Source organism: Bradyrhizobium sp. CER78 (genome assembly GCF_029846235.1).
Lineage (GTDB): Bacteria > Pseudomonadota > Alphaproteobacteria > Rhizobiales > Xanthobacteraceae > Bradyrhizobium.
In genome coordinates this window covers 358,942-384,587 of record NZ_JARVWP010000006.1, presented here as the reverse complement: position 1 = coordinate 384,587, position 25,646 = coordinate 358,942, and the positions used below count along the sequence as shown (strand labels likewise).

25 protein-coding genes and 1 tRNA gene are annotated in these 25,646 nt (G+C 64.6%); 15 read left to right on the top strand and 11 right to left on the bottom strand.

Annotated features, from left to right (window positions below; genetic code table 11):
• Positions 1–65: 65 nt before the first annotated feature.
• The 5 genes from lptB to QDT69_RS15940 all read right to left on the bottom strand — a co-directional run bounded on the left by lptB (position 66) and on the right by QDT69_RS15940 (position 4,345).
• Positions 66–1,052, bottom strand: coding sequence for an LPS export ABC transporter ATP-binding protein (gene lptB / locus QDT69_RS15960; RefSeq protein ID WP_074131723.1), 987 nt, complete (start codon positions 1,050–1,052; stop codon positions 66–68).
• 320 nt (positions 1,053–1,372) lie between these two features.
• Entirely contained in the window at positions 1,373–2,056 is a 684-nt protein-coding gene (locus QDT69_RS15955) for an LptA/OstA family protein (RefSeq protein ID WP_279707442.1), read from the bottom strand.
• A gap of 23 nt (positions 2,057–2,079) precedes the next feature.
• Positions 2,080–2,808 carry an LptA/OstA family protein gene (locus QDT69_RS15950; RefSeq protein ID WP_279707441.1) on the bottom strand — a complete coding sequence of 243 codons (729 nt, stop codon included), beginning with the start codon at positions 2,806–2,808 and terminating at the stop codon, positions 2,080–2,082.
• An 8-nt stretch (positions 2,809–2,816) separates the two neighbouring features.
• Positions 2,817–3,548 (bottom strand): LPS export ABC transporter periplasmic protein LptC, encoded by a 732-nt coding sequence (lptC, locus tag QDT69_RS15945; protein ID WP_279707440.1) that lies wholly within the window; start codon positions 3,546–3,548, stop codon positions 2,817–2,819.
• A 182-nt stretch (positions 3,549–3,730) separates the two neighbouring features.
• Positions 3,731–4,345, bottom strand: coding sequence for a ribonuclease D (locus QDT69_RS15940; protein WP_279707439.1), 615 nt, complete (start codon positions 4,343–4,345; stop codon positions 3,731–3,733).
• Positions 4,346–4,712: 367 nt separating this feature from the next.
• Here QDT69_RS15940 and QDT69_RS15935 point away from each other — a divergent pair, with 367 nt between their 5' ends.
• The gene (locus QDT69_RS15935; protein WP_279707438.1) at positions 4,713–5,981 is read left to right on the top strand and encodes an MFS transporter; all 1,269 of its coding nucleotides are present in this window, start codon (positions 4,713–4,715) and stop codon (positions 5,979–5,981) included.
• Positions 5,982–6,095: 114 nt separating this feature from the next.
• Here the strand turns inward: QDT69_RS15935 and QDT69_RS15930 are convergent.
• Positions 6,096–6,182, bottom strand: a tRNA-Leu gene (locus QDT69_RS15930).
• A 145-nt stretch (positions 6,183–6,327) separates the two neighbouring features.
• Here QDT69_RS15930 and QDT69_RS15925 point away from each other — a divergent pair.
• Positions 6,328–7,296, top strand: coding sequence for a complex I NDUFA9 subunit family protein (locus QDT69_RS15925; protein WP_279707437.1), 969 nt, complete (start codon positions 6,328–6,330; stop codon positions 7,294–7,296).
• A gap of 145 nt (positions 7,297–7,441) precedes the next feature.
• Here QDT69_RS15925 and QDT69_RS15920 read toward each other — a convergent pair whose 3' ends face one another.
• Positions 7,442–8,248 carry an undecaprenyl-diphosphate phosphatase gene (locus QDT69_RS15920; protein ID WP_279707436.1) on the bottom strand — a complete coding sequence of 269 codons (807 nt, stop codon included), beginning with the start codon at positions 8,246–8,248 and terminating at the stop codon, positions 7,442–7,444.
• A gap of 263 nt (positions 8,249–8,511) precedes the next feature.
• Between QDT69_RS15920 and QDT69_RS15915 the strand changes: the two genes are divergently transcribed.
• The 3 genes from QDT69_RS15915 to QDT69_RS15905 are packed head-to-tail and all read left to right on the top strand — an operon-like array spanning position 8,512 to position 11,175.
• Positions 8,512–9,204, top strand: coding sequence for a glutathione S-transferase family protein (locus QDT69_RS15915; RefSeq protein WP_024584298.1), 693 nt, complete (start codon positions 8,512–8,514; stop codon positions 9,202–9,204).
• Positions 9,153–10,343, top strand: a complete 1,191-nt coding sequence (gene queG, locus QDT69_RS15910; RefSeq protein WP_279707435.1) for a tRNA epoxyqueuosine(34) reductase QueG — start codon at positions 9,153–9,155, stop codon at positions 10,341–10,343. Before QDT69_RS15915 ends, queG begins: the two co-directional genes overlap by 52 nt.
• Before the next feature lie 34 nt (positions 10,344–10,377).
• The gene (locus QDT69_RS15905) at positions 10,378–11,175 is read left to right on the top strand and encodes an acyl-CoA thioesterase domain-containing protein (protein WP_279707434.1); all 798 of its coding nucleotides are present in this window, start codon (positions 10,378–10,380) and stop codon (positions 11,173–11,175) included.
• A 102-nt stretch (positions 11,176–11,277) separates the two neighbouring features.
• Here the strand turns inward: QDT69_RS15905 and QDT69_RS15900 are convergent, their stop codons facing one another.
• Positions 11,278–11,748 (bottom strand): nuclear transport factor 2 family protein, encoded by a 471-nt coding sequence (locus QDT69_RS15900; RefSeq protein WP_279707433.1) that lies wholly within the window; start codon positions 11,746–11,748, stop codon positions 11,278–11,280.
• 185 nt (positions 11,749–11,933) lie between these two features.
• Positions 11,934–12,737, bottom strand: a complete 804-nt coding sequence (locus QDT69_RS15895) for an alpha/beta hydrolase (RefSeq protein WP_279707432.1) — start codon at positions 12,735–12,737, stop codon at positions 11,934–11,936.
• A gap of 227 nt (positions 12,738–12,964) precedes the next feature.
• On the opposite strand from QDT69_RS15895, the gene infC reads away from it, so the two are divergent.
• The 3 genes from infC (at position 12,965) to rplT (ending at position 14,465) form a co-directional block, all read left to right on the top strand.
• Positions 12,965–13,504, top strand: coding sequence for a translation initiation factor IF-3 (infC, locus tag QDT69_RS15890; protein WP_194461044.1), 540 nt, complete (start codon positions 12,965–12,967; stop codon positions 13,502–13,504).
• Positions 13,505–13,830: 326 nt separating this feature from the next.
• Entirely contained in the window at positions 13,831–14,031 is a 201-nt protein-coding gene (gene rpmI / locus QDT69_RS15885) for a 50S ribosomal protein L35 (RefSeq protein WP_008539890.1), read from the top strand.
• A 74-nt stretch (positions 14,032–14,105) separates the two neighbouring features.
• Positions 14,106–14,465 (top strand): 50S ribosomal protein L20, encoded by a 360-nt coding sequence (gene rplT / locus QDT69_RS15880; protein WP_018269297.1) that lies wholly within the window; start codon positions 14,106–14,108, stop codon positions 14,463–14,465.
• Positions 14,466–14,480: 15 nt separating this feature from the next.
• On the opposite strand, the gene QDT69_RS15875 is transcribed toward rplT, so the two are convergent.
• On the bottom strand, positions 14,481–14,891 hold the full coding sequence (locus QDT69_RS15875; protein ID WP_279707431.1) for a hypothetical protein: 411 nt from the start codon (positions 14,889–14,891) through the stop codon (positions 14,481–14,483).
• A gap of 194 nt (positions 14,892–15,085) precedes the next feature.
• Between QDT69_RS15875 and pheS the strand changes: the two genes are divergently transcribed.
• The 5 genes from pheS to QDT69_RS15850 all read left to right on the top strand — a co-directional run bounded on the left by pheS (position 15,086) and on the right by QDT69_RS15850 (position 21,177).
• Positions 15,086–16,168: a phenylalanine--tRNA ligase subunit alpha gene (gene pheS / locus QDT69_RS15870; RefSeq protein ID WP_279707430.1), complete on the top strand. Its 1,083-nt coding sequence runs from the start codon at positions 15,086–15,088 to the stop codon at positions 16,166–16,168.
• Between the two features lie 191 nt (positions 16,169–16,359).
• The gene (locus tag QDT69_RS15865; RefSeq protein ID WP_279707429.1) at positions 16,360–16,794 is read left to right on the top strand and encodes a DUF559 domain-containing protein; all 435 of its coding nucleotides are present in this window, start codon (positions 16,360–16,362) and stop codon (positions 16,792–16,794) included.
• The gene (pheT, locus tag QDT69_RS15860; RefSeq protein WP_279707428.1) at positions 16,791–19,199 is read left to right on the top strand and encodes a phenylalanine--tRNA ligase subunit beta; all 2,409 of its coding nucleotides are present in this window, start codon (positions 16,791–16,793) and stop codon (positions 19,197–19,199) included. Before QDT69_RS15865 ends, pheT begins: the two co-directional genes overlap by 4 nt.
• A gap of 217 nt (positions 19,200–19,416) precedes the next feature.
• Positions 19,417–20,193 carry a sulfite exporter TauE/SafE family protein gene (locus QDT69_RS15855; protein WP_279707427.1) on the top strand — a complete coding sequence of 259 codons (777 nt, stop codon included), beginning with the start codon at positions 19,417–19,419 and terminating at the stop codon, positions 20,191–20,193.
• A gap of 39 nt (positions 20,194–20,232) precedes the next feature.
• Positions 20,233–21,177: an MBL fold metallo-hydrolase gene (locus QDT69_RS15850; RefSeq protein WP_279707426.1), complete on the top strand. Its 945-nt coding sequence runs from the start codon at positions 20,233–20,235 to the stop codon at positions 21,175–21,177.
• A 186-nt stretch (positions 21,178–21,363) separates the two neighbouring features.
• Here the strand turns inward: QDT69_RS15850 and QDT69_RS15845 are convergent, their stop codons facing one another.
• Entirely contained in the window at positions 21,364–22,773 is a 1,410-nt protein-coding gene (locus QDT69_RS15845; RefSeq protein ID WP_279707425.1) for an NAD(P)/FAD-dependent oxidoreductase, read from the bottom strand.
• A 198-nt stretch (positions 22,774–22,971) separates the two neighbouring features.
• Between QDT69_RS15845 and QDT69_RS15840 the strand changes: the two genes are divergently transcribed.
• Positions 22,972–23,853, top strand: coding sequence for a YiiX/YebB-like N1pC/P60 family cysteine hydrolase (locus QDT69_RS15840; protein WP_246667456.1), 882 nt, complete (start codon positions 22,972–22,974; stop codon positions 23,851–23,853).
• Positions 23,854–24,013: 160 nt separating this feature from the next.
• Positions 24,014–25,639: a glycosyltransferase family 39 protein gene (locus tag QDT69_RS15835; protein WP_347952042.1), complete on the top strand. Its 1,626-nt coding sequence runs from the start codon at positions 24,014–24,016 to the stop codon at positions 25,637–25,639.
• The last annotated feature ends 7 nt before the right edge of the window (positions 25,640–25,646 follow it).

Here is a 25,646-nt window from a genome sequence, read left to right as displayed (position 1 = left end):
GGCTCGATTCTTGCTTATCTTAGTCCGTGAAGCTTGTACACGGCTTGACGGACGCAAAATTTGGGCTAGAGGCGGAATTCCTCGCCAAGGTAAAGCCGACGTACATCGGGATCATTAACGATCTCCTCCGGGCTTCCCTCAGTCAAGATCTCGCCGGCATAGACGATATAGGCACGGTCGGTCAGGCCGAGCGTCTCGCGGACATTGTGGTCGGTGATGAGAACGCCGATGCCGCGGTTGGTGAGATGACGGACGAGGTCCTGGATGTCGCCGACCGCGATCGGGTCGATGCCGGCGAACGGCTCGTCGAGCAGCATGTAATTGGGCCGCGTCGCCAGCGCGCGCGCGATTTCGACGCGGCGGCGCTCGCCGCCGGACAGCGCGATCGACGGGCTCTTGCGCAGCCGCGTGATGTTGAATTCGTCGAGCAGCGAATCCAGCTCGTGCTCGCGCTTCTTCTTCGAGGGCTCGACGACTTCGAGCACCGCGCGGATGTTCTGCTCGACCGAGAGGCCGCGGAAGATCGAGGCTTCCTGCGGCAGATAGCCGATGCCGAGCCGCGCACGCTGATACATCGGCAGCTTGGTGACGTCGTGGCCATCGAGCTCGATCGCACCGCGATCGGCCTTGATCAGGCCGGTGATCATGTAGAACACTGTGGTCTTGCCGGCGCCGTTCGGCCCGAGCAGGCCGACCGCCTCGCCGCGGCGCACATAGATGCTGACGCCGCGCACGACCTGGCGGCTGCCGAAACTCTTTTCCACGCTATGCACAGCCAGGTAGCCCGGCCGCTTGATCAGCTGCGGCGCCGCCGGGGCGCTGTTCCTGGCTGGCCTTGCCCGCGCCGGAGCGGGCGCGGCTGCGGGCTGGGATCGCGGCAGCTCGGCGGCAGGAACCGAGGCGGCGCGCGCCATCGGCGGCGCGTCACGCACCGGCGACGTCAGCATCTCGCCGAACTGGTCGCCGAGCGCCGTGATGTCGTCATGCGAGCGCGCAAATCCGGAGCTGCGTTTCGCAGAGCGCCGCCGGAACATGCCGAGAAAATCCACCATCCCCGCTTCGCTTCAGCCTTTCACGGTGATCCCGCGACTTTGCCTGCGGACCAATCGATTCGCACGCGTACCCGCAAGCATGCACCGGAAACCTGGATACCGGCCTTCCCTCGCGACAAAAGCGGACGCCTCTGCGCGGAGATCATGCTCAAACAACACGGCAAAGCGCGATCACCCGCGCCTTGAATGAATGGATGCCCCTGTCCCGGCCAACAACTCCCCCTCGAAGGCATATCGTTCGGCCGGGCCGCTGGAGTAGATACAGTCTCGCCCCGCGCGCTTCAACCTCGCGGCCGCAAAATATTATCTAATGCATTGATTCATCTTGATTTTGATGGCTTTGCGGAAGCTGACGGGGGGCTTACGGGGCTGGTCGCGGCCGGCGCGCCGTCGCAGTCTTGTCCCTGAACGACCTTGGCCTGCACCCTGCCGTTGTCGGCTTCCACGCGCGAGACGCCGGTCATCATGTCCACCAGCAGACGATCGCCGCGCACCACGTTCTGGCACTGGGTCAGCACCACCTGGCTGCCACCGCCGCCGAGCATGGTGATCAGATTGGTCTTGGTGTCGAAGATCGCGGTCGTGCCGGTGACAACCTGATCCTTCTGGGTCACGACGACATCGCCCCTCGCTTCCAGCCGGTTGATCGAGGATGCGCCGGCGGGGCCGGGCGTTGCCGATTGCGGCGGCGGGCCCTTGGCTACGGTGGAGCCCGGCGCGGTCGCCGGCGGCTGGGTCGACTTGTCCTCGTAGAACACGACCAGGACTTTCGAGGTCATGGTGGTGTCGCCCTGAGTGACTTTCACATTGCCGGAGAAAGTCGCCTCCTTCTTCTTGTCACGCATTTCGAGCACGGCCGCCTCGATCTTGACCGGCTGGTTGCGGTTTTGCGCGAAACCCTGCATGGCGTTGGGCACGGACGCAGTGCCCTGTCCGCGCGCGGTGTCGCACGCCGTCAGCGCGAGGAGAGCGACGAGTGCGGCGCGCGAAACCAGCATCGGCATGACGATCCTCGCGCCGGCGGCGCTTATTTCGACTTGCTACCCGGCAGCAGTTGAAGCGGTGACGGGGCCGCTGGGGCCGTGCCGGGGGCGGCCGGCGTTCCGCAGCCACCCTTGCCGCTCTGTCCGCCCTGCGACTGGATGAACAGGCCCTGCACCTTGCCGCTGTCGGATTCCACCCGCGAGACGCCGGTGGTCATGTCGACCAGCAGGCGGTCGCCGCGCAGCACGTTCTGGCACTGGGTCAGCACCACCTGGCCGCCACCGCCGCCAAGCATGGTGATCAGGTTGGTCTTGGTGTCGAAGATCGCGGTCTCGCCGGTGACGACCTGGTCCTTCTGGGTCACGACCACATTGCCCTTCGCCTCCAGCCGCTTGATCGAGGACGCGCCGCCGGGGCCAGGGGTTGCCGACTGCATCGGCGCGGCGCCCTTGGCGGCGGCACCCTTGGTGGCGGCCGGAGCAGGCGCCGGCGTCTGGCTCGACTTATCCTCGTAAAACACGACCAGGACTTTCGAGGTCATGGTGGTGTCGCCCTGCACGACCTTCACATTGCCGGAGAAGGTCGCCTCCTTTTTCTTGTCGCGCATTTCGAGCGCGGCGGCCTCGATCTGGATCGGCTGGTCGCGGTTCTGCGAAAAGCCCTGCATGGCGTTGGGAACGCCCGACATCGAGCCCTGCGCGGACGCAGCGCCGGCTGCAAACACCGTGAGCAGAAAGGCCGCGATTGCGAAGCCGTGCGGAAAACGTCTCATCATCAAATTCATTTCGTGTTGGCGGATTTGCGCGCCTTCGGTGGCGGCGGAGGTGGCGGTGGCGCGGCCTCGGCAGGCGGGCTCGGATTGTTGTCGCCGAGCTTGTCGAGATACATCACGACATTGCCTTCGAAGCGCACGAGCTCGCCGCTGTTGTAGATCCTGAGCCGGTCCGATGTCAGCGTGCCCTGGAGCAGCTTGACGTCGACATGCTCGTCCGACGACACGTTGCCCTTGTTGATGTCAACGAAGGCCTGCGTCAGCTTGGCCTCATAGCCGGTGGACGACTGCAGGAAGATATCCTGGCGCAGGTCGAGCAGCTGCTTCTTGTTGTCGAAGAAGCCGGTGCGCGCATCCATCGTCACGGTCGACTCGTCCTGCTGCGCCACCTTGGCGCGGATGGTCTTCAGCTCGACATGGTCGGGATCGGTGACGTCCTGGATCGCCGCCTTGGCCCACATTTCATAGGGCCGCCCTTCGGCCGAGAAGCCGGCGATATGCGGCGATTCCATCGTGATCTTGGTGCCCGACACCACGAGGTTGTCCATTTCGACCGGCAGCTTGGGGATCATTTCGCGGAATGGATTGTAGACCGAGACGAAGATGATCGAGGCCATCGCGAGGCCAACCACCGCAGGCACCGCGACGCGCAGGATCCGCACCATGCGGCTGTGCCGCGCGGCAGCGGCAAAGCGCGCCTCGAGGCCCGTCACATAGGCTGGATTCTGAACCGAATTCACCTGAGCTCCAGAGGCACGAAATTGCCCCTATTCTAGCCGGAGCCGCCCAAATATGCAGCCCGGACCTCGCGTCGCGCCCCCCAAGCCACTTCAGACCAGACCACGCGTGAACAGTTTGGCCGAAACGGGGCGGAATTGCTCCCCGGCGCGACGAATTCGGCGTTCATCATGAACGGGCGAAATCATGAATGGGCGAAGATATCCTCGGCCTCCCAGCCGTCGAGATCGAGCCTGGCGCGGGCGGGGAGAAAATCGAAGCAGGCCTGGGCGAGATCAGTGCGTCCCTCGCGTGCCAGCATCACATTCAATTTTTCGCGCAACGCATGCAAATGCAGCACATCGGACGCGGCGTAGGCGAGCTGGGCCTCGCTCAGGCTTTGCGCGCCCCAATCGCTCGACTGCTGCTGCTTCGACAGCTCGACATTCAGCACCTCACGCACCAGATCCTTCAGGCCGTGGCGGTCGGTGTAGGTGCGCGACAGGCGCGAGGCGATCTTGGTGCAATAGACCGGCGCCGGCATCACGCCGAAGGTGTTGTAGAGCACCGCGACGTCGAACCGCGCGAAATGGAAGATCTTGGTGATCTTGGGATCGGCGAGCAGCGCCTTCAGGTTCGGTGAATCGGTGTGCCCCTTCGGAATCTGGATCACGTCGGCGGTGCCGTCGCCGTTCGACATCTGCACCACGCAGAGCCGGTCGCGATGCGGATGCAGCCCCATGGTCTCGGTGTCGATCGCAACGGAATCGGTGTAGCGGGTGAGATCGGGCAGATCGCCGCGATGCAGGCGGATGGTCATGAATGAAGGCCTCGGGTCTCGGATCGATTCGACAGGCGACACTAGCCCCCAAACGCCGGGGATGCGAGCGGATAGGCCGTTTCCGGGCCGCTCAGGTGCTGGTTTTCCGCCCGGCTCTTGCCATATCCCGACACGGCGGCCCGGCATCGCGCGAACTCTGTTGCATTTGGATCACGCTGCAATTCAAACGATCAGAGATGGGATGATCGGACGCCGCGCAATCCCCATATGAATGACGGGAAATTTTGCGGTTTCCGATCACACTTCCGCGCAATTTTTTGCGTTTCGGCGCCGATGAAATCCGCGAGCGGTGATCCTATCTCTGCGCAGCCGCTTGCGCCCCTTTGCATCATCACGAATGAGTCCCATGTCGGAACAGACCATCGCCGCGCCGATCGACGACGAGCCGCAGTTACGCGGCTTCACGCGCTATCAATCCTTCCTGATCGCGCTGCTTGCCTTCACGCAATTCAACCTGATCCTCGACTTCATCATCATGTCGCCGCTCGGCGCCATCCTGATGCCCTCGCTCAACATCACGGCCGGGCAGTTCGGCGTCGCGGTCTCGGCCTACGCGTTCGCTGCCGGATTCTCCGGCATCCTCGCCGCCGGCTTTGCCGATCGCTTCGACCGCAAGAAGCTACTGCTGTTCTTCTATGTCGGCTTCATGCTCGGCACCGTGCTCTGCGCGCTGGCGCAGAACTTCCACGTGCTGCTGCTCGGCCGCATCGTCACCGGCCTGTTCGGCGGCGTGATCGGCTCCGTGGTGCTCGCCATCGTCACCGACCTGTTTCCGCTGCAACAGCGCGGCCGCGCGATGGGCGTGCTGCAAACCGCGTTTGCCGCCAGCCAGGTGCTCGGCGTGCCGGCCGGACTTTTCCTGGCCAATCACTGGAACTGGCACATCTGCTTCGTGGCCATCGTCGGCCTGTCGGTCGCGGCGATCGCCGCCATCGCGCTGTTCATGCAGCCCGTCGACGGGCACCTCAAGCTGCAGCACGACAGCAATCCGTTCCGCCATCTGATCGCGACCGTCGGCCAGCCGCGCTACACGCTGGCCTTCCTGGTGACGACGCTGCTGGCGACCGGCGGCTTCATGCTGATGCCGTTCGGCAGCGCCTTCACCGTGCACAATCTCGGCATCGACATCGTGCATCTGCCGACGATCTATCTGGTCTCCGGCCTGTTCAGCATCGTGATGGGGCCGCTGGTCGGCCGCGCCAGCGACGCGTTCGGCAAGTACCCGATCTTCGCGTTCGGCTGCGTCGTGTCCGTGATCATGGTGCTGATCTACACCAATCTCGGCCACGTCTCGCTGCTGACCGCGATCCTGGTCAATGTCGTGATGTTCGTCGGCATTTTCTCGCGCATGATCCCGTCGCAGGCCTTGATGTCGGCGATCCCAGACGCGAGCCAGCGCGGATCGTTCAGCGCGGTCTCAGCCTCGGTGCAGCAGCTGTCGGGCGGGCTCGGCTCAGTCGTTGCCGCCGCGATCGTCGCCGAGAATCCGGACGGCTCGCTGCTGCATTTCGACCGGATCGGCTACGTCGTGGTGGCAACGACCCTGATCTCGCTGGTCGCGATGTATTTTGTGCAGAAGCCGATCGCGCGGCGGGCGGGGCGGCGGATTGTGTGAGGGCCGCGCTACTTCGCGAGCATGGGGCCGAAACGGCCTGAAGCGGGCAGGGGTGACGGCGTCGCCGCACCCACCCCGCGGATGCTCAGCGATTTCAATCGCTTATGAAATGGGTGGTGCCCAGGAAAGGACTCGAACCTTCACGGCCGTTAAGCCACTGGCACCTGAAGCCAGCGCGTCTACCAATTCCACCACCTGGGCGTGGGCGCGTTAGTAAGGTTCGGTTACGCGCTTGTCAAATTCAGTAAACGAAAAATCGAATACCCTGTACATGGTGGGGTCGATGGCGTATCGCCAGATGGCTAACCCACGTCAATAACTCTCGAATCCGGCAGGAATGGACCCCATGGCATCGAACCTGGACACCACAGTCACGGTCTTCGGCGGATCGGGTTTTCTGGGCCGGAACGTGGTCCGGGCGCTCTGCAAGCGCGATTACCGGGTCCGCGTCGCAGTGCGGCGGCCTGAACTGGCCGGCCATCTGCAGCCGCTCGGCCGCGTCGGGCAGATTCATGCCGTCCAGGCCAATGTGCGCTACCCGGCCTCGGTCGAGGCGGCGATGCGTGATTCGCAGGTCGCCATCAACCTGGTCGGCATCCTGGCCGAGGGCGGCGGGCAGAGCTTCAACGCCGTGCAGGTGAAGGGCGCCGAGACCATCGCCAAGGCGGCAGCCGCGAACGGCGCCCGAATGGTCCATGTCTCGGCGATCGGGGCTGACGAAAACTCCCTGTCGGGCTATTTCCGCGCCAAGGCGGAAGGCGAGAACGCGGTGCAGGCGGCCCTGCCGTCGGCCACCATCATGCGGCCGTCGCTGCTGTTCGGGCCGGAGGACGAGTTCACCAACCGCTTTGCGGCGCTGGCGCGGATCTCGCCGGTGCTGCCGCTGGTCGGCGGTGGCGTCAACACGGTGCAGCCGGCCTATGTCGCCGACGTCGCGGACGCCGTGGCGGATGCCGTCGATGGCAAGGCAAAGGCAGGCGCCACCTACGAGCTCGGCGGGCCTGAAGTGCTGACCATGCGCGAGGTGATGCAGATCATCCTCAAGATCACCCAGCGCGATCGCATGCTGGCGCCGCTACCGTTCGGCCTTGCCAAGCTCCAGTCGTATGTCCTGCAATTCGCGCCCGGCCCGTTCACCCTGACCGCGGACCAGGTCGCGATGCTGCGCGTGGACAACGTGGTGTCCGACGCCGCCAAGGCCGCGGGGCTGACGTTTGCGGGCCTCGGCATCACGCCGGATTCGATGGAAGCGGTCGCCCCGCAATATCTGTGGCGCTTCCGCGCGACGGGGCAGTTCCAGAAGAAGAGCGCGTAACTCTCTCTATTCGTCGTCCTGGCGAAAGCCAGGACCCATAACCACAAATGCCCGAGATGTAAGACGCTGTGGCCGCAGCCCTGCGCCACTGGGAGAACAGTGGTTATGGGTCCCTGCTTTCGCAGGGACGACAGCGGAGAATCCCTTACCTTCCCATCGCCAGCGCGATCAGGCCGAGGGTGCCGACGATCACGCGCCACCACGCAAAGAAGCTGAAGCCGCGGCGGGTGACGAAGTTGAGGAAGGCGCGCACCACGATCATCGCGGTGATGAACGACACCACGAAGCCGACCGCGATCACGCTGAGATTGTCCGAGGTGAAGTCGGCGCGGTTCTTGTAGAAATCATAGACGAACGCGCCGACCATGGTCGGGATCGCGAGGAAGAACGAGAACTCCGCCGCCGAGCGCTTGTCGGCGCCGAGCAGCATCGCAGCCACGATGCTGGCGCCGGAGCGCGACACGCCGGGGATCATCGCCAGGCACTGCGCGACGCCGATCCAGAAATACATCAGCAGCGGAAACCGCGTCGCATCGTCCTCGTAGACTTTGAGATCGAGCTGATCGACCCAGAGCAGCACGGCGCCGCCGACGATCAGCGTGAAGCAGACCACCCACGGATTGAACAGGAATTCCTTGATGTATTTGCCGGCGATCAGGCCGATCACGACGGCCGGCAGGAACGCCACGAGCACGCCGATCACAAAGCGGCGGTCGTCGGGGTTGGAGAACATGCCGAGCGCGACGCGCCACAATCTGGAGAAATAGAGCACGAGGATCGCGAGGATCGCGCCGAGCTGGATCAGGATCGCAAAGCTCTTCCAGAAATTGCCTTCGCCGAGATTGAAGAAGCGCTCCGCGAGCAGCAGGTGCCCCGTCGAAGAGACCGGCAGGAACTCGGTGACGCCCTCCACGATGCCGAGAATCACCGCCCGCAGCATATCCGTCATCATGGTGTGGCCTGCCCTGTGTGGAAAACGGGATTCTTCTCGCTTATTCGCACATTGGCCGCAATCGCAAAAAATCGTCAAACAATGGGTTACCCGGCCGATTTGCTGAGCTATAGCGTTTTTGTGACCCGCACCATCTGCGGGGGTGGCTACCGGTTTGCGTGCTGACGCGACATAGAGACGAGCGGAACCGGCCTGGCCAAATCACACGGCCGGGCCGCACAGGTTGATGGTTTCTTAAGCGCCGCGAAACTACCAAGGGCTTCATGTATACGCTGTATCACCATCCGTTCTGTCCGCATTCGCGCTTCATTCGCCTCGTGCTCGGCGAGTATGGCCTCGATCTGCGCCTGGTGGAGGAACGGGTCTGGGAGCGTCGCGAGGCATTCCTGGCGCTCAATCCGGCGGCGACCACGCCGGTGCTGATCGCTGAAGGCTTTCCGCCGATTCCGGGTGCGCCCATCATCGCCGAATATGTCGACGAGACGCATGGCCTCGATGCCGGCGAGCGGCGGCTGTTGCCGACGTCGTCGGCCGAGCGCGTCGAGGTGCGCCGGCTGATGGCGTGGTTCAACGAAAAATTCTTCGAGGAAGCCTCCAACCCGCTGGTGACCGAGCGGATCTACAAGCGCTTCATGAGCGAGGACAATGGCGGCGGTCCGCCGGCGCCCGACATCATGCGCGCCGCCAAGGTCAATGTGCGCTATCATCTGAGCTATATCGGCTGGCTGGCGAAGACGCGGAACTATCTCGCCGGCGACCGCCTCACCTACGCGGATCTCGCCGCCGCGGCGCATCTCTCGGCGATCGATTATCTGGGCGATGTGCCATGGAGCGAGGACGACGCGGCAAAGTCGTGGTACGCGCGGGTGAAATCCCGCCCGTCGTTCCGCCCGCTGCTCAGCGAATGGCTGGCGGGGGTGCCGGCGTCGCGCACCTATGTGGACCTCGACTTCTGAACCCAGCGGTCAGGCTCTCTCCCTCCGATCTCAAGGCCGCGCTGACGCGCGAGGCGCGCGCGCTCGGCTTCGATGCGATCGGCTTCACCAGTCCTGATGCGACCAGCGAAGCCGGAAAATATTTCCTCGAATTCCTCGGCTCCGGCGGCCATGGCGACATGGACTGGCTCGCGGCCAATCCGGAGCGGCGCGCCGACCCGCGCGTGCTGTGGGGTGGCGTACGCTCGATCATCATGCTCGGCGTCAATTACGGACCCGACGATGACCCGCTGAAGCTCCTCGCACACAGGTCGCACGGTGCGATCTCGGTCTATGCGCAGGGCGACGACTATCACGACGTGATCAAGAAGCGGCTGAAGGTGCTGGCGCGCTGGCTCGCCACGATCACCGGCGACGAGGTGAAGGTGTTCGTCGACACCGCGGCCGTGATGGAGAAGCCGCTGGCGCAGGCCGCGGGCATCGGCTGGCAGGGCAAGCACACCAATCTCGTCTCGCGCGAATTCGGCTCTTGGCTGTTTCTCGGCGCGATCTATTCGGCGACCGAATTGCCGCGCGACGAGAGCGACACGGATCATTGCGGCAGCTGCCGCGCCTGCCAGGACATCTGCCCGACCGCAGCGTTTCCCGCGCCTTACAAACTCGATGCGCGGCGCTGCATCTCCTATCTGACGATCGAGAACAAGGGCCCGATCCCGCGCGAATTCCGCAAGGCGATCGGCAACCGCATCTATGGCTGCGACGATTGCCTCGCGGTGTGTCCGTGGAACAAGTTCGCCGAGGCGGGCCGCGAGCAGAAGCTTGCGGCGCGCGATGCGCTGCGCGCGCCTGACCTCGCCGATCTCGCGCGGCTCGACGATGCAGCGTTTCGCGCGCTGTTCACGAAGTCGCCGGTCAAGCGCATCGGCCGCGACCGCTTCATCCGCAATGTGCTGATCGCGATCGGCAACTCCGGCGATGCAAAGCTCGCTGGCGAGGCGCGGCGCCTGCTCGACGATGCCAGCCCGCTGGTGCGCGGCGCCGCGGTGTGGGCGCTGTCGCAACTGATCGCCCGCGATGCATTCGCGGCGCTGGCATCACGGGCCGGTGGCGAGCCCGATCCCACCGTGCAGCAGGAGTGGCGCGCCGCTGCCGCCTCTTGATTTCATCGCGCCGTTCCCGTCATGGTCGCCCGCCATGACAAACCAGCCCTTCTTCACCAGGCACGGCGACGGCTTCATGCCGACGGCTGTTGCGAACGGACCGTGGAGTCCGGAATCCCTGCACGGCCGCGTCGTGATCGGCCTGCTCGCCTTCGTCATCGAGGAGCGCCACGGCTCCGACGATTTCGTCCCGGCGCGGCTGACCGTCGACATGTTCCGGCTGCCGAACATCACGACGCCGATCGAGGTGACGACGAAGCTCGTCCGCGACGGCATGCGCATCAAGATGATCGAGGCCGAGTTTGTCTCTGGCGGCACCAGCATGGCGCGCGCTTCCTGCCAATTGTTGCGCAGGACGGAAAATGCGCCGGGCAATGTGTGGTCGCCGCCGAACTGGAAGGTGCCGGCGCCGGCAGACATTCCGAAGCCGACCGATCCCCGGCTCGGCATGAACGGCAAATGGGAGACGCGGCCGATCGCAGGCCATATGGGCTCGCTCGGCGAGCGCAGGCTGTGGATGAGCGAAGTCCGCGAGCTCGTCGCCGGCGTGAAGATGACGCCGTTCGTCCATGTCGCGACCGGCGCTGACTTCGCCAGCCCCTTCGCCAATGCCGGCGACCAGGGCCTCGGCTACATCAACAGCGACGTCACGATCTATCTGCACCGGCTGCCGGTGACCAACTGGATCGGCTTCGAGGTCGTCAACCATCACGCCACCGACGGCGTCGCGATCGGCGAATGCTGGCTCTATGACGAGAAAGGTCCGATCGGCACCTCGACCGTCGCGGCGCTTGCCCAGCGCAAGCCGATGACCAACCCGCCGCCGCCGTAGGACCTCACCGCCGTCATTGCGAGCGAAGCGAAGCAATCCATGCTTCCGCGAATGCGGACCTATGGATTGCTTCGTCGCTACGCTCCTCGCAATGACGGAGAATTAGTCGGCCAAATGCCGCTTCATCTCGTCCCGCGCCCGTAGCGCTATGCCCTGCTTGCCGACGATCTTCGCGATCCGCTCCGGCGCGAAGTTCAGGTCGACGAAGGCCGGCGCGGTGTTGGCGACCTCGTGGTACTCCGTGATCTTGCCGTCACGCAGCCGCATGATCGCGACGCCCTCGAACATCGCACGCGCCCCCTTGGCTTCCGGCAAGGTCGAGCGGTAGCTGAACGTGTAGCGTGCGTAGAGCGTTTTGCCGTCGCTGACGGGATCGTGCATCACCCAGCGGAAATCGGTCGCGGTCCGGTAGAACCAGTCGTCGATCATCTCGGCGATTTTCGCATGGCCTTCGAAGGCGCCGTAGAACACGTCGTGATAGACGCCGTCCTCGGTGAAGAGATCAGCGAAGGCCTTGCCGTTGCGCTGTTCGACCGCGTCGCAGAACGCGCGCAGCATCGCTGTTGTATCCATTTGGCGTCTCCTCTTCGTGCGCTTGGCCCATCCTTCGAGGCTCGCTTCGCTCGCACCTCCAGCGACAAAGGCAAAGCCTTTGCGCGGGGATGACGCCTTTTCCGTAGCCGTCACCCCCGCGCAACGCGAGCGTTATCGCTGGAGGCGGCCGCTTCTTCAGCGGCCCTCGAAGGGCGGCGGCGTGCCTATATCTCCGCCACCGCGGCGATGATCCGCGCGATGTCCTGCGGCCGCGACAGGCGGTGGTCGCCGTCCTGGATCATGGTCAGCACCACATCCTCGGCCGGCAGCCGGTGCACCAGCGCGAAGGCGTGCTTCCAGGGCACGTCTGGATCCTGCGCGCCCTGCAGGATGCGCACCGGGCAACCGACGTCGATCTTGCTGCCGAGCAAGAGGTGATTGCGACCCTCCTCGATCAGATTGCGGGTGATCGGGTAAGCCGAGCCGTCGCCATATTCGGACGGACGCAGCCACACACCCTTGGTCTCGATCTCGGCGCGGATCTCGGGCGAGAAGCCCTTCCACATCAATTCCTCGGTGAAGTCGGGCGCCGGCGCGATCAGCACGAGGCCGGCGAGCGAAGCACGGCCGCCGCCGCCAGCATTGTTCCGTTTGGCGATCTCGCGCGCCAGCAGCAGCGCCATCCAGCCACCCATCGAGGAGCCGATCACGACCTGCGGCCCGCTGCAGAACTGCGAGAACACAGCAACGCTCTCCTCGAGCCAGCGGCCGATCGTGCCGTCGGCAAACTCGCCGCCGGATTCGCCGTGCCCGGAATAGTCGAATCGGACCGAGCTGCGGCCATGCTCGGCGGCCCATGCATCGAGCGCGATCGCCTTGGTGCCGGTCATGTCGGACTTGAAGCCGCCCAGCCAGAAAAGGCCGGGATTGGCGCCGGCGCGGGCGCGCACCGCGATCCGGCGCGCCTCTCGGCCCTCGCCGACCTCGATGAAGGCGGGTTCCTGTCCGGATGCGGCGGTTTGGCTCATGGTTCGGTCACTCGCGTGTCAGACATCTGCTTTTCAATCGTCGCGCGGCAGCGGTCAACGGCAGCGGGTACGCCTTGCGGAGCAGACGCGCCCGCTATATGTGCCGGGCGTGGCCAAAATGCCTCGCAATTGACGGTTTTGCCGCATAAAGAAGCGAGTTCGCTTGCCCGCCGCAGCGTCTTGCTTCAAAATATCCGCCTCCCTTTCACAACTTTGGAGAGTTACCCATTCGCCGTCCCAATAGAGCCCCGCCCACAGTCGCAAAAGACGGGCCGCGCACCAATGATGAGATTCGCAACGCGCAGATCCAGCTGATCGATGCCGATGGTGTCAACAAGGGCACCGTCGAAACCATGGTGGCCATCAAGATGGCCATGGAAGCCGGCATGGACCTCGTCGAGATTTCGCCGAACACCAGTCCTCCGGTCTGCAAGATCATGGACTACGGCAAATACAAGTATTCCGCGCAGAAGAAAGCCGCCGAAGCCCGCAAGAAGCAGAAGGTCGTCGAGATCAAGGAGATCAAGCTCCGCCCGATGATCGACGATCACGACTATGACGTGAAGATGCGCGCGATGCAGCGCTTCTTCGAGGAAGGCGACAAGGTCAAGATCACCTTGCGCTACCGCGGTCGTGAGATGGCGCACCAGGAGATCGGGACCAAGCTGCTGGACAAGGTGAAGGCCGACGTTGCCGAATTCGCCAAGGTCGAGCAGGACGCGAAGTTCGAAGGCCGCCAGGTCGTGATGGTGCTGGCGCCGCGCTAATTCGAATTAGTCGCTTTGTTGAATGGAACGGCCCGTCAGGCGATCTGGCGGGCTGTTTCGTTTTCGTAGCCCGGATTGCGCTCCGCTCCATCCGGGCTACGGGACCAGTTCCGGCCCGATTTCCCGCTTCAAACGTTGCAAAACCGCCGATCCTCTGTCATAAGCCGGGCCTTCGCCGCCCGGCTGATCAAGGGCTGCCGTGGCGACGTCTAGTGCAGGTTCTTTCAATTCGGAAAAAACCTTAGCACTTTCAACGCTCTAACGAGCATTTTAGCCGGCCGGACGCCTCTCGGGGCGATTTTCGTGCTGTGCCACAGGAGAGCTAAATGCCCAAGTTGAAGACCAAGTCGGGCGCTAAAAAGCGCTTCAAGGTGACTGCCACTGGCAAAGTGATGCACGCCCAGCGCGGTAAGCGCCACGGCATGATCAAGCGGACGAAGAAGCAGATCCGTCAGCTCCGCGGCACCCGCGTGCTGTTCAAGACCGACGGCGACAACGTCAAGAAATACTTCTTGCCGAACGCCTGATCGCGCTCATTCGCTTGCACCCTGCCGCCTCAAGCGCGGCGCCCCGTCTCTTCTAGATCTCAAGGATTTCCGTCATGTCTCGCGTCAAACGCGGTGTGACCGCTCACGCCAAGCACAAGAAAGTCTACAAGGCCGCCAAGGGCTATTACGGCCGCCGCAAGAACACCATCCGCGTCGCCAAGCAGGCCGTCGAAAAGGCCGGCCAGTACGCCTTCCGCGACCGCAAGCGCAAGAAGCGCACCTTCCGCGCGCTCTGGATCCAGCGCATCAACGCCGCGGTCCGTCCGTTCGGCATGACCTACAGCGTGTTTATCAACGGCCTGTCCAAGTCGGGCGTCGTCGTCGACCGCAAGGTGCTGTCGGATCTCGCGATCCACGAGCCGGTGGCGTTCCAGGCGATCGCCGAGAAGGCCAAGGCTGCGCTGGCCGCCTGACCCTAGCGGGCCTTGTCAGCGGGTCTTGGGGCCCGCTTTCAACGCCTTCTGCGAAAAGCGCTGGGCGACGATCGCCCGGCAGAACGCTGTGAACGAGCGGTACATGGTGCCGCTTTCGTTGTCGTATTTGTGGTCACAGCGCTTGAGCTGGCCGGCATAGGCCTTCTTCTGTGACGCTCCGAGACCGGACATGAAGTCCGCCTCGCATTTCTTCTCGACCACTTCGCCGAACTGGACGTCTCCGCTGGCGCCGTATTCGCACGCCTCGAAAATCTTCATGGCGCGGCTGCAGCTCGGCGCCTTCTCCAGCTCCGCGATGATGTCGTCCATCTGGGTCGATTTGGCGGGACATTCCTCGGTCGCGGCCTGCGCCGTTCCGAGCATCAACAGGACCGCCGGCACGGCCAGGCAAGATCGCAGCAACATCGCGTGGGCCTCCTTGAACTCCCCTTGGGTAGCCCGGCCTCCGCATCGGGTTCAATGCGCCGGCCATTAGCCCGAAATGACCGGCTTTTTGCTTGACGTTACGGCCTTCGGGCGGCGACAACCCAGCCGAATTTTGGCGCATGGTTCGGAAGCCGGCTCTTGCCGCCGGATCATGCTCAGCGCAGGAATTGACCGTGTCCGACCTCGCAACGCTCGAACAATCCATCCTCGACCAGATCGCCTCGGCCGCTGACGAAGCCGCCCTCGAGGCGGTGCGCGTCTCGGCTCTCGGCAAGAAGGGCTCGATCTCGGCCTTGCTCGCCACCCTCGGCAAGATGTCGCCGGACGAGCGCAAGACCGAAGGCGCGAAGATCAACCTCGCCAAGGATACGGTGACGCAGGCGCTCGCGGCCAGGCGCGACGTGCTGAAGGCGGCCGCGCTTGATGCGCGCCTCGCCGCCGAGACCATCGACGTCACGCTGCCGCTGCGCGACGCGCCGGCGGAGACCGGCCGCATCCATCCGCTGAGCCAGGTGTTCGACGAGGTCAACACCATCTTCGCCGACATGGGGTTTGCGATCGCCGAAGGTCCCGACATCGAGACCGACGATTACAACTTCACCAAGCTGAACTTCCCCGAAGGCCATCCGGCGCGGGAGATGCACGACACCTTCTTCTTCAACCCGAAGCAGGACGGCTCGCGCATGCTGTTGCGCACCCACACCTCGCCGGTGCAGGTGCGCACGATGCTGACCCAGAAGCCGCCGATTCGCATCATCTGCCCGGGCCGCACCTATCGCATCGACTCCGATGCGACGCATACGCCGCAATTCCACCAGGTCGAAGGGCTCGTGATCGACAAGGGTTCGCATCTCGGCCACCTCAAATGGATCCTGCACGAGTTCTGCAAGGCGTTCTTCGAGGTCGACCACATCAACATGCGGTTCCGGCCGTCGTTCTTCCCGTTCACCGAGCCGTCGCTCGAGGTCGACATCCAGTGCCGCCGCGACAAGGGCGAGATCCGCTTCGGCGAAGGCGAGGACTGGATGGAGATTCTCGGCTGCGGCATGGTGCACCCGAACGTGCTGCGCGCCTGCGGCATCGATCCCGACGTCTACCAGGGCTTTGCCTGGGGCATGGGCCTCGACCGCATCACGATGCTGAAATACGGCATCGCCGATCTCCGCCAGCTGTTCGAGAACGACATCCGCTGGCTCAACCACTACGGCTTCAAGCCGCTCGACATCCCGACCATCGCGGGGGGATTGAGTTCGTGAGTCTCGTTGAGACTACCGACGCGGCGCGAGCCCCCACCCTGCCCCTCCCCCGCAAGCGGGAGAGGGAACGGATGGAATATGCTCGCCGGCATCAAGTGGATACGAAGACCCCGCCGAAGAGAGCGGTCGGACTCCCTCTCCCGCTTGCGGGGGAGGGCTGGGGTGGGGGTCTCCCCACAATGGGGCTGCCAATGGTCGATCCCGAACATCCGGACTGGAAGATCTCCGAGAGACTCCGTTCCAACGCACGCGCGCTGCGCAAGAATTCGACCGACGTCGAGCGAATCCTTTGGTCTGAGCTGCGCGGCAATCGGTTGATTGGCGCAAGCTTCCGTCGACAAGTCCCGATCGACACCTACGTCGCCGACTTCGTCTGCCATTCGGCGAAGCTGGTGATCGAGCTCGACGGCGGTCAACACTTTTCGGACGAAGGCGAACGCGCCGATGCCGCGCGCTCGGCCGTCATTGAAGCCAAAGGCTTCAAAGTCCTTCGCTTTAGCAATCTCGACGTCATGACAAATCGTGCAGGCGTCCTTGAAACAATCGCCGCTGCCATCGCGGAGAGAGCCCCCACCCTAACCCTCCCCCGCAAGCGGGAGAGGGGACAAGAGAAGTCATCGTCATGAAGTTCACCCTCTCCTGGCTGAAGGAACATCTCGAGACCGACGAGCCGCTCGACAAGCTCGCCGACAAGCTCACCATGATCGGGCTCGAGGTCGAGAACATCGAGGACAAGGCGAAGCAGCTTGCGCCGTTCACCATCGCGCGCGTGATCTCGGCCGAGCAGCATCCGAATGCCGACCGGCTGCGGGTCTGCATGGTCGACACCGGCGACGGCGGTGCGCCGGTGCAGGTGGTGTGCGGCGCGCCGAACGCGCGTGCCGGGCTCATCAGCGTGTTCTCGCCGCCCGGCACCTACATCCCCGGCAAGGACATCACGCTCGGCATCGGCACGATCCGCGGCGTCGAGAGCCGCGGCATGCTGTGCTCTGCGGCCGAACTGCAGATCTCCGAGGATCACGACGGCATCATGGAGCTGCCGGCCGACGCACCGCTCGGCAAGGGCTATGCCGATTGGGCCGGGCTCGGCGATCCCACCATCGAGATCAATTTGACGCCGAACCGGCAGGATTGCACCGGCGTGCACGGCATCGCGCGCGACCTGTCCGCCGCCGACATGGGCAAGTTCAAGGACCCCGGCATCAAGCCGATCAAGGGCGAATTCCCCTGCCCGGTCCAGGTGACGGTGGAAGACGCCACGCTGTGCCCGGGCTTCGCGCTGCGGCTGGTGCGCGGCGTGAAGAACGGCCCGTCGCCGGAATGGCTGCAGAAGCGGCTGACCTCGATCGGCCTGCGCCCGATCAACGCGCTGGTCGACATCACCAACTTCATGACCTACGACCGCGCGCGCCCGCTGCACGTGTTCGACGCCAAGAAGGTGCAGGGCAACCTCACCGTCCGCCGCGCCAAGGACGGCGAGACGCTGCTCGCGCTCGACGGCCGCACCTACACGCTCGACAGCAATGTCTGCGTCATCGCCGACGAGCACGGCGTCGAATCGCTTGCCGGCATCATGGGCGGCGAGGCCTCGGGCTGCGACGACAACACCACCGACGTGCTGATCGAATCGGCGCTGTGGAACGAGATCAACATCGCGCAGACCGGCCGCAAGCTCGGCATCAATTCGGATGCGCGCTATCGCTTCGAGCGCGGTGTCGATCCGGCGTTCATGGTGCCGGGGCTCGAGCTCGCGACCAGGCTGGTGCTGGATCTCTGCGGCGGCACGCCGTCCGAGAACGTCGTGGTCGGCAAGCAGTTCGGCGAAGATCGCGTCATCGATTTCCCGCTCACCGAAGTGAAGCGTCTTGCCGGCATCGAAGTGCCGCTGGTCGAGGTGAAGCTGATCCTGACCCGGCTCGGCTTCATGCTGGCCGGGACCGGCCCCGTCGTGAAGATCGCGATCCCGTCCTGGCGCACCGACGTGCAGGGCAAGGCCGACATCGTCGAGGAGATCGTGCGTATCGTCGGCGTCGACAAGGTGCCGATGACGCCGTTCGAACGCGGCGAGGAGCCGCGCAAGCCGGTGCTGACGCCGATGCAGCTGCGCACCCGCCGCGCCAAGCGCGCGCTCGGCGTCCGCGGCATGGTGGAAGCCGTGACCTGGTCGTTCATCACCAATGACGCGGCCAAACTGTTCGGCGGCGGCCAGAGCGAGCTCGTGCTCGCCAACCCGATCGCGGCCGATCTCTCCGACATGCGGCCGAGCCTGCTGCCGGGCCTCGTCGCGGCCGCTCAGGCCAACATCAACCGCGGCACTCCCGATGTCACGCTGTTCGAGGTCGGCCAGGTGTTCCGCGGCGACAAGCCCGAGGATCAGCTCGTCGCTGCTTCGGGCGTGCGCCATGGCTACGCCTCGTCGAACGGGATCGGGCGGCACTGGACCAGCTCGGCCACCGCCGATGCGATGGATGCCAAGGCCGACGCGTTCGCCGTGCTGGCGGCTGCCGGCGCGCCGATGCAGGCGCTGCAGATCGTGCCGGGCGGCCCGGCCTGGCTGCATCCGGGGCGCTCCGGCACCATCCAGATCGGTCCGCAGAATGTGCTCGGCTACTTCGGCGAGCTGCATCCGCGCGCTGCCGAGGCGCTCGGCGCCGACGGTCCGATGATCGTGTTCGAGGTGATCCTCGAGCGCATCCCGCAAGGCAAGCAGCGGGCGACGCGTGCCAAGCCGGTGCTGGAGCTCTCGGCGTTCCAGCCGGTGTCGCGCGACTTCGCCTTCATCGTCGACCGCAACGTCAAGGCGGGCGACATCGTCCGCGCGGCGCAGAATGTCGACAAGAAGCTGATCACTGACGTGACCGTGTTCGACGTCTACGAAGGCAAGGGCATCGATCCCGACAAGAAGTCGATCGCGATCGCGGTGACGATCCAGCCCCGCGAGAAGACCATGACCGACCAGGAGATCGACGCGGTTGCGGCCAAGGTCGTAGCCGAAGTGACCAAGAAGACCGGCGGCACGCTGCGGGCGTGATGTGGGCTCTCCCGCTCGCGAGGGGGAACCCTTCACCGTCACCCTGAGACGCGCGCACGTGCGCGCGTCTCGAAGGGTCGACGGCCCGACTGTGGCCGATTCATCCTTCGAGGCTCGCTCCGCTCGCACCTCAGGATGACGGGTCTGAGTTGCGGGCACTTTGTCTCAAGGCATGAGCCCACTTGCCCGCCAGCTGGTTGAACTGCGTTTCCCTCCCATGACCTCCCTCAGCCTCATCCCGTCCGACATCTCGACCAGCATCGCGCTGGCGATCTGCGCGATTGCGTTCGTGTCCGGCACGGCGCGCGGCTTTTCCGGCTTCGGCTCGGCGCTGATCTTCATGCCGCTGGCGAGCAGCGTCGCGGCGCCGCGGCTGGTGGCGGCGCTGCTGCTGATCATCGACTTCATTGCCGCGACGCCGCTGCTGCCGAATGCCTGGACTCACGCCGACCGCAAGGCCACCGCGGTCATGGTGGCCGGCGCGCTGGTCGGTGTTCCCATCGGCACCTATTTCCTGACCGTGCTCGAGCCCGTGACCACGCGCTGGATCATCTCCTGCTTCGTCGCGGCGCTGCTCGTGCTGCTGCTGTCGGGCTGGCGCTATCACGGCAAGGATCACGCCGCCCTCTCGATCGGCGTCGGCGGCCTCTCCGGCTTCTGCAGCGGCCTCGCGCAGACCGGCGGTCCACCGATCGTGGCCTATTGGCTCGGACGGCCGATCTCGTCGGTGATCTCACGCGCCAACATCGTGCTGTTCTTCGGCGCCTCGGATTTCTTCTCGCTGGTCAGCTACTGGTTCACCGGACTGATCACGATCGAATCGGCCAAGTTCTCGCTGATCGTGGGTCCGATCTACGGCATCGGTGTCTGGTTCGGCGCCTCGCTGTTCGGCAAGGCCAGCGAGCAGGTGTTTCGCGCGATCTGCTACGCGCTGATCGCGGCGGCCGTCATCGTCGGCCTGCCGGCGCTTGATGGCATTTTGCGCGGCGGGTAGGGTCGGCAGAACTCGGAAGAAGACTGCGGGAGGAACACCATGATCGATCGCCGCTCCACACTGAAACTGGCGCTCGGCAGCGCCGCCATGCTGGCGGCGCCCATCGTGCGCGCGCAAAATGCAAAGCCACGCACCCGGATCGTATTCCTCGGCACCAAGGGCGGCCCGCGCGTCGGCATCGGCGCCTCCAATCCCGCCAATCTTCTCGTCGTCAACGACACGCCCTTTGTTATTGATTGCGGCATGGGCGTCAGCCGGCAGCTGGTCAGCGCCGGCGTGCCGATCCCTTCCGTGAAGTACATCTTCATCAGCCATCACCATTCCGATCACAATCTGGAATACGGCAATCTGTTCTACAACGCTTGGGCGGCCGGGCTCTCGACGCCGATCCATTCGTTCGGTCCCAAGGGCATCGAGGCGATGACGAAAGAGTATTGGGAGCTGAACAAGTTCGACGTCGAAACCCGGATCGAGGATGAAGGCCGGCCCGATCCGCGAAAGCTCTTGATCGCGAAAGACATCACCGACGACGGCGTGGTGCTGAAGACATCAGATGTCACCGTCACCGCGTTCCGCACACCGCACCCGCCCATCGTCGACAACTTCGCCTACAAGTTCGAGACGCCGGACGGCGTCATCGTGTTCTCCAGCGACACCGCCTATAATCCGAAGCTCGCCGAGTTCGCGAAGGGAGCCGACGTGCTGGTGCACGAATGCCTCTACATTCCCGCGGTCGATCGCCTGGTGGCGACGACCAAGAATGGCGCCACGCTGAAGAAGCATCTGCTCGACAGCCACACCTCGACCGAAGACGTCGGCCGCGTCGCAGCCGCCGCCGGCGTCAAGACGCTGGTACTGAGCCATTTCGTGCCCGGCGACGATCCACTCGTCACCGACGACGACTGGACGCGGGACGTGAAGACGAATTTCAAGGGCCGGATCGTGGTGGCGAAGGATCTGATGGAGCTGAAGCTGCCGGTGTGAGGCGTGGCGAGAAGGCAAAGCTGCGCCCTCACCCACACCGTCATCGCCCGGCTCGACCGGGCGATCCAGTACGCCGCGGCCCATCGGCTCAAGCACGACTGCCTCTGGAATACTGGATCACCCGCATGCATCTTGAATCGAGAACCAATCCCACCATGGGCTGCGGTACCCGACCTCATCCCAACGTCAATTCATCGGCTCGGCCGATCGCCGCGTGCGGCGCTTATGTTTTGCGGCAGGCGCTGACGTCTCCGGCGTCGCCTCCTTCACTCCACCGATCCTGCGCAGCGCGGCATCCGCAGCGCGCTCGCCGCTGTCCCAGGCGCCGTCGACCGTGCCCCACAGCGTCTCATGCGTGGCCTCGCCCGCGAGATACATCGCGCCGATCGGCTCGGACAGGATCCGGCGCGAGAATTGCGCGCCGGGTGCGGCGGCCGACATTGCCCCTTGAATGAAGGGCTGCGCGTTCCAGCGCGTCGCGCTGGTCTTCTTCACGGCGGCGCCGACCTCGCTGCCATAGAGCTTCGTCAGCCATTCCACCGCAAACGCAGCCATCGCCTTCTCGCCCTGCGCGGACAGGTCGCGGCCGAACGAGCCCGCGACGTCGATCGTGCATAGCGAGGAGCCGGCGATATTGCCGTAGAGCAGCGCGGTCTTGGTCGAGTTGCTCTGCTCGATGATGACGTCGTCGCGCGACAGCCCGAGCGGGTTGCCGGGGATCTGCAGTGCGATGCGATCATAGCTGCCGAGGCTCAGCTTGGCGGCGGCGTCGAACGCGCGCTTCGGAAGCTCGGGCGCGAACTTGATGCTGCCGCTGGCGAGCACGTTGCTCGACACCGTAACGATGGCGGCGCGCGCGGTGATCTTGCCGGATGCCGTCTCGACCATCACGTCGCGATTGCTCCAAAGGATGCGCTGCGCCGGTGTCGACAACGCCAGCGGCAGCCCCTCGCCGAGTTTTGCGATCAGCGCGCCGAGCCCCTGCCGGCAGGCGATCGCGCTGTTGCGATCCTGCGCGCGGACCTTGTCGACGGCGGAGAGATCCTTCAGATCCTTGCCGCAGAAATTGGGGCCGAGCAGGAATTCCGCAGTGCCGGCCCAATCGCCGAGATCCTTCGGCATTGCCGCGGCGCAGGCGATATCGGCCTTGCGCGAGGCGTCGTCGATGGCGCGGTTGGCGCGCACCAGCGCGGCCAGGAATTCTTCGGTCTCGCCGGGGCGGGCGTAGCGCCGGCCGATGCGGATCTTCTGGCCCGCGGGTGCCGTCACGATGTCGAGCCCGGCGGAGCGAGCCAGGCGGATCATCGGATTGGTTTCGGGATTGTGCATCCAGCGCGCGCCGCGGTCGAACGGCACGTCGAAGCCCGATGCGTCGGTCTGGCAGCGGCCGCCGACCTGGCCGGACGCCTCCACCACGATCACCTTGCGGTTCGCGGCGGCGATCCGTCGCGCCGCGGCAATGCCTGCGGCACCCGCGCCGATCACGACGATGTCGGCCTCGCGCGGCGGCGGCGCAGCAAGCGCCCGGCCGCCAAATACTGGCGCCAGCGCGAGAGCAGCCGACGCCGACAGGAAATCGCGGCGGGTCACTGTCATGACATAGCTTCTGGCATGGTTTCCGGGGACTTGCACAGAATGGGAACGCTTCGCGAACTGTGCCGCATCTCACCGACCGCAGCAACACTCATGGTAAATCAATCATGATTGATCCGCTGATGGCATGAACTAAATTGCAACGGCTTGCGACCATGATTAAGTGAACACAAGCGGTCGTAGAACCGCTGGGGGGAATTCATGGGCGTAATGCTCGATACCGTCGGTAAATGGATCGCGGGGTACCTGTCGAAGGAAGTCCCCGGTTACGAGCCGTTCACGCCGAGCGACCCGGACCATCTGCGGGGCATCATGCAGCCCGGCGATGTGCTGCTGGTCGAAGGCAACAACCGCATTTCCGGCATCATCAAGTACCTCACCCAATCGACCTGGTCGCATGCCGCGCTGTTCGTCGGACCGATCGACGGTGCGTTCGAGCCCGACGGCGAGCAGCATGTGCTGATCGAAGCCAACATCGGCGAGGGCGTGACCTCCGCGCCGCTGTCGAAATACCTGTCCTATCACACCCGCCTCTGCCGTCCGGTCGGACTGTCGTTCGAGGACCGCACCACGGTGTGCCGCTATGCCATCAACCGCATCGGCTTCGGCTACGACACCAAGAACATCGTCGATCTCGCGCGCTATCTGTTTCCGCTGCCGATCCCGCAGCGCTGGCGCCGCCGCATGATCGCATTCGGCTCCGGCGATCCGACCAAGATCATCTGCTCGGCGCTGATCGCGCAGGCGTTCGATGCCGTGCGCTATCCGATCCTGCCCAAGATCACCCGCGCCGCCAGCCGCAAGGCGCGCCGCGAGATCCTGCATATCCGCGATTCCTCGCTCTACATGCCGCGCGACTTCGACATCTCGCCCTATTTCGAAGTCGTCAAACCCACCATCGTGCACGGTTTCGACTACACGGCCCTGCACTGGGCCGACAAGCAGAAGCCGCTCCAGGAGGTAGCCGGCGAATTCAGTGTGTTTCCAGAGCGTAAGTCGCCGCCGCTTGTTCCTGAAGCGATTGACGAAGAGGCGACGCTTCCGGCTGCGGAAGTGATCAGCACGGAGCCCACGCCGGGATAACGGCCGCCGATGTCGAACGCGGGATATCGCGCGCACCGCGGGCGGCCTCGTCAACCATGATCTGAAATCGGTCTCGTCGTTCGGCTTCGTCGTTGAGTTCTCGCTGCTGCATCACTAGGGTGCGCGCGTTTCAAGCTTGCTTTCATCCGGTAGTTTCACGGTGTTTTCGTTGATCGATTTCTCGGCGATGGCCGCCGCGTCGGAGAAGGACCCGGCACGCTGGCGCCGTCCATTCAACAGCTGGCTCGAGGGCATCGAGACCGGGTGGTCGATCCCGCTGCTTCTCGTCCTCTTCGTCGCGATCTGGACGGCGTATCTCATCGTCGCCTATCTCGGCGCCGGCCTGCATCCCGACGTGCTCGAGACCTGGACGCTCGGCCGCCACCTCGCATGGGGATATCCCAAGCATCCGCCACTGATGGGCTGGATCACCCGGGGATGGACCGCGGTCTTTCCGCTGAGCGATTGGTCGCTGCAGCTGATGGCAATGGTCAACGCAGCCGTGGCGCTGTGGGCAGTCGACCTGATCTCGCGCCGCTTCGTCCGCGGCGAGAAGCGCGCGATCGTCCTGCTGCTGGCGATGCTGCTGCCAGCCTATCAATTCCACGCCCAGCGGTTCAACGCGAACGCGGTGCTGCTGGCATCCTGGCCGCTGGCGACGTATTGCTTCCTGCGTGCGTTCGAGGCGCCACGGCAACTCGGCTGGGCGATCGCGGCAGGTGCGGCCTGCGCTCTCGCGATGCTCGGCAAATATTATTCGATCTTCCTGGTCGCAAGCTTCGTTTTCGCGGCCGTGCTGCATTCCGATCGCCGCCGCTATCTGCAGTCGGCATCGCCCTGGATTTCGGCGCTGACCGGAATGCTCGTGCTCGGCCCGCATCTGCATTGGCTCGCCACGACGGGGGCAACGACGTTCGATTATGCGCTCGCGCATGCCGGCGCCGATCATGTCGCCGCGCTGTGGGAGGTCTCCTACTTCATCATGGGCCTGATCGCTGCCCTCTCGATCGCGGCGGTGACCTGGGTGTTCATCGCCGGCCGGCGGCTGGCGCGGCTGCCTGCGGATTTCCGCGCAATGAACCCGGGGCTCCGCCTGCTGCGGCTGGTCGCAATCGGCACCATCCTGTTTCCGGTGATCGTGTCGCTCGCGATCGGCACCGACCTGCCCTCGCTCTGGGCGGTGCAGGGCCTCTTCATGTTCATCGTGCTGATCGTGTGCGGAACGAGCTACCCGATCGAGCGGTTCTATGCCGTCAATCTGACCGTCATGGTGGCGGGTATCGCCATTCTCGCGGTTGCCGCCGGCGCTCCGATCCACGCACTCTATCGCCACGCCTACGGCTATGAAGAAGGCCGCGGCTTCTATCATGCGGTCGCGACCGAGCTCACCGCACGATGGCACGACGCAGCCGGGACGCCGCTGGTGGCCGTCAGCGGCGATGATGCGCTCGCCTTCGCCGCCGCCTTCTACAGTCCGGATCATCCGTTCTACGCCCGGCCGTTTGCCTATCAGTACACCTGGGGGCTGCCGCGCAAGACCACGCTCGATCGCGGCTGGGCGGCATTGTGCTTCGCCGACCAGGTGGACTGCCTGAGCTGGATGGCGCGCACGACGTTGCGTGCGACGGACGTCTTTCGCTCCGAGTTTGACGCCCAGGCGACGCTGCTGGGCAGGCCCGGCCGGACACGGCGGGTCGTGATGCTGATCGTGCCGCCCTACCGCGAAACGGCCCCAATGCAGCCGGATGTCGAGGATTTCAGCTCGAGCCACCGCATGCGCGACTGATCAGAAC

Coding starts and splice junctions, on each gene's coding strand:
- QDT69_RS15855 (WP_279707427.1), top strand. CDS start 19,417: ATGACCTCCCTCAGCCTCATCCCGTCCGACATCTCGACCAGCATCGCG.
- QDT69_RS15940 (WP_279707439.1), bottom strand. CDS start 4,345: ATGACCATCCGCCTGCATCGCGGCGATCTGCCCGATCTCACCCGCTAC.
- QDT69_RS15955 (WP_279707442.1), bottom strand. CDS start 2,056: ATGCCGATGCTGGTTTCGCGCGCCGCACTCGTCGCTCTCCTCGCGCTG.
- QDT69_RS15850 (WP_279707426.1), top strand. CDS start 20,233: ATGATCGATCGCCGCTCCACACTGAAACTGGCGCTCGGCAGCGCCGCC.
- QDT69_RS15900 (WP_279707433.1), bottom strand. CDS start 11,748: ATGGATACAACAGCGATGCTGCGCGCGTTCTGCGACGCGGTCGAACAG.
- QDT69_RS15845 (WP_279707425.1), bottom strand. CDS start 22,773: ATGACAGTGACCCGCCGCGATTTCCTGTCGGCGTCGGCTGCTCTCGCG.
- QDT69_RS15905 (WP_279707434.1), top strand. CDS start 10,378: ATGACAAACCAGCCCTTCTTCACCAGGCACGGCGACGGCTTCATGCCG.
- QDT69_RS15865 (WP_279707429.1), top strand. CDS start 16,360: ATGGTCGATCCCGAACATCCGGACTGGAAGATCTCCGAGAGACTCCGT.
- QDT69_RS15950 (WP_279707441.1), bottom strand. CDS start 2,808: ATGAGACGTTTTCCGCACGGCTTCGCAATCGCGGCCTTTCTGCTCACG.
- QDT69_RS15925 (WP_279707437.1), top strand. CDS start 6,328: ATGGCATCGAACCTGGACACCACAGTCACGGTCTTCGGCGGATCGGGT.
- QDT69_RS15840 (WP_246667456.1), top strand. CDS start 22,972: ATGGGCGTAATGCTCGATACCGTCGGTAAATGGATCGCGGGGTACCTG.
- QDT69_RS15915 (WP_024584298.1), top strand. CDS start 8,512: ATGTATACGCTGTATCACCATCCGTTCTGTCCGCATTCGCGCTTCATT.
- QDT69_RS15875 (WP_279707431.1), bottom strand. CDS start 14,891: ATGTTGCTGCGATCTTGCCTGGCCGTGCCGGCGGTCCTGTTGATGCTC.
- rplT (WP_018269297.1), top strand. CDS start 14,106: ATGTCTCGCGTCAAACGCGGTGTGACCGCTCACGCCAAGCACAAGAAA.
- QDT69_RS15920 (WP_279707436.1), bottom strand. CDS start 8,248: ATGATGACGGATATGCTGCGGGCGGTGATTCTCGGCATCGTGGAGGGC.
- pheT (WP_279707428.1), top strand. CDS start 16,791: ATGAAGTTCACCCTCTCCTGGCTGAAGGAACATCTCGAGACCGACGAG.
- rpmI (WP_008539890.1), top strand. CDS start 13,831: ATGCCCAAGTTGAAGACCAAGTCGGGCGCTAAAAAGCGCTTCAAGGTG.
- lptB (WP_074131723.1), bottom strand. CDS start 1,052: ATGGTGGATTTTCTCGGCATGTTCCGGCGGCGCTCTGCGAAACGCAGC.
- QDT69_RS15895 (WP_279707432.1), bottom strand. CDS start 12,737: ATGAGCCAAACCGCCGCATCCGGACAGGAACCCGCCTTCATCGAGGTC.
- QDT69_RS15935 (WP_279707438.1), top strand. CDS start 4,713: ATGTCGGAACAGACCATCGCCGCGCCGATCGACGACGAGCCGCAGTTA.
- queG (WP_279707435.1), top strand. CDS start 9,153: ATGGCTGGCGGGGGTGCCGGCGTCGCGCACCTATGTGGACCTCGACTT.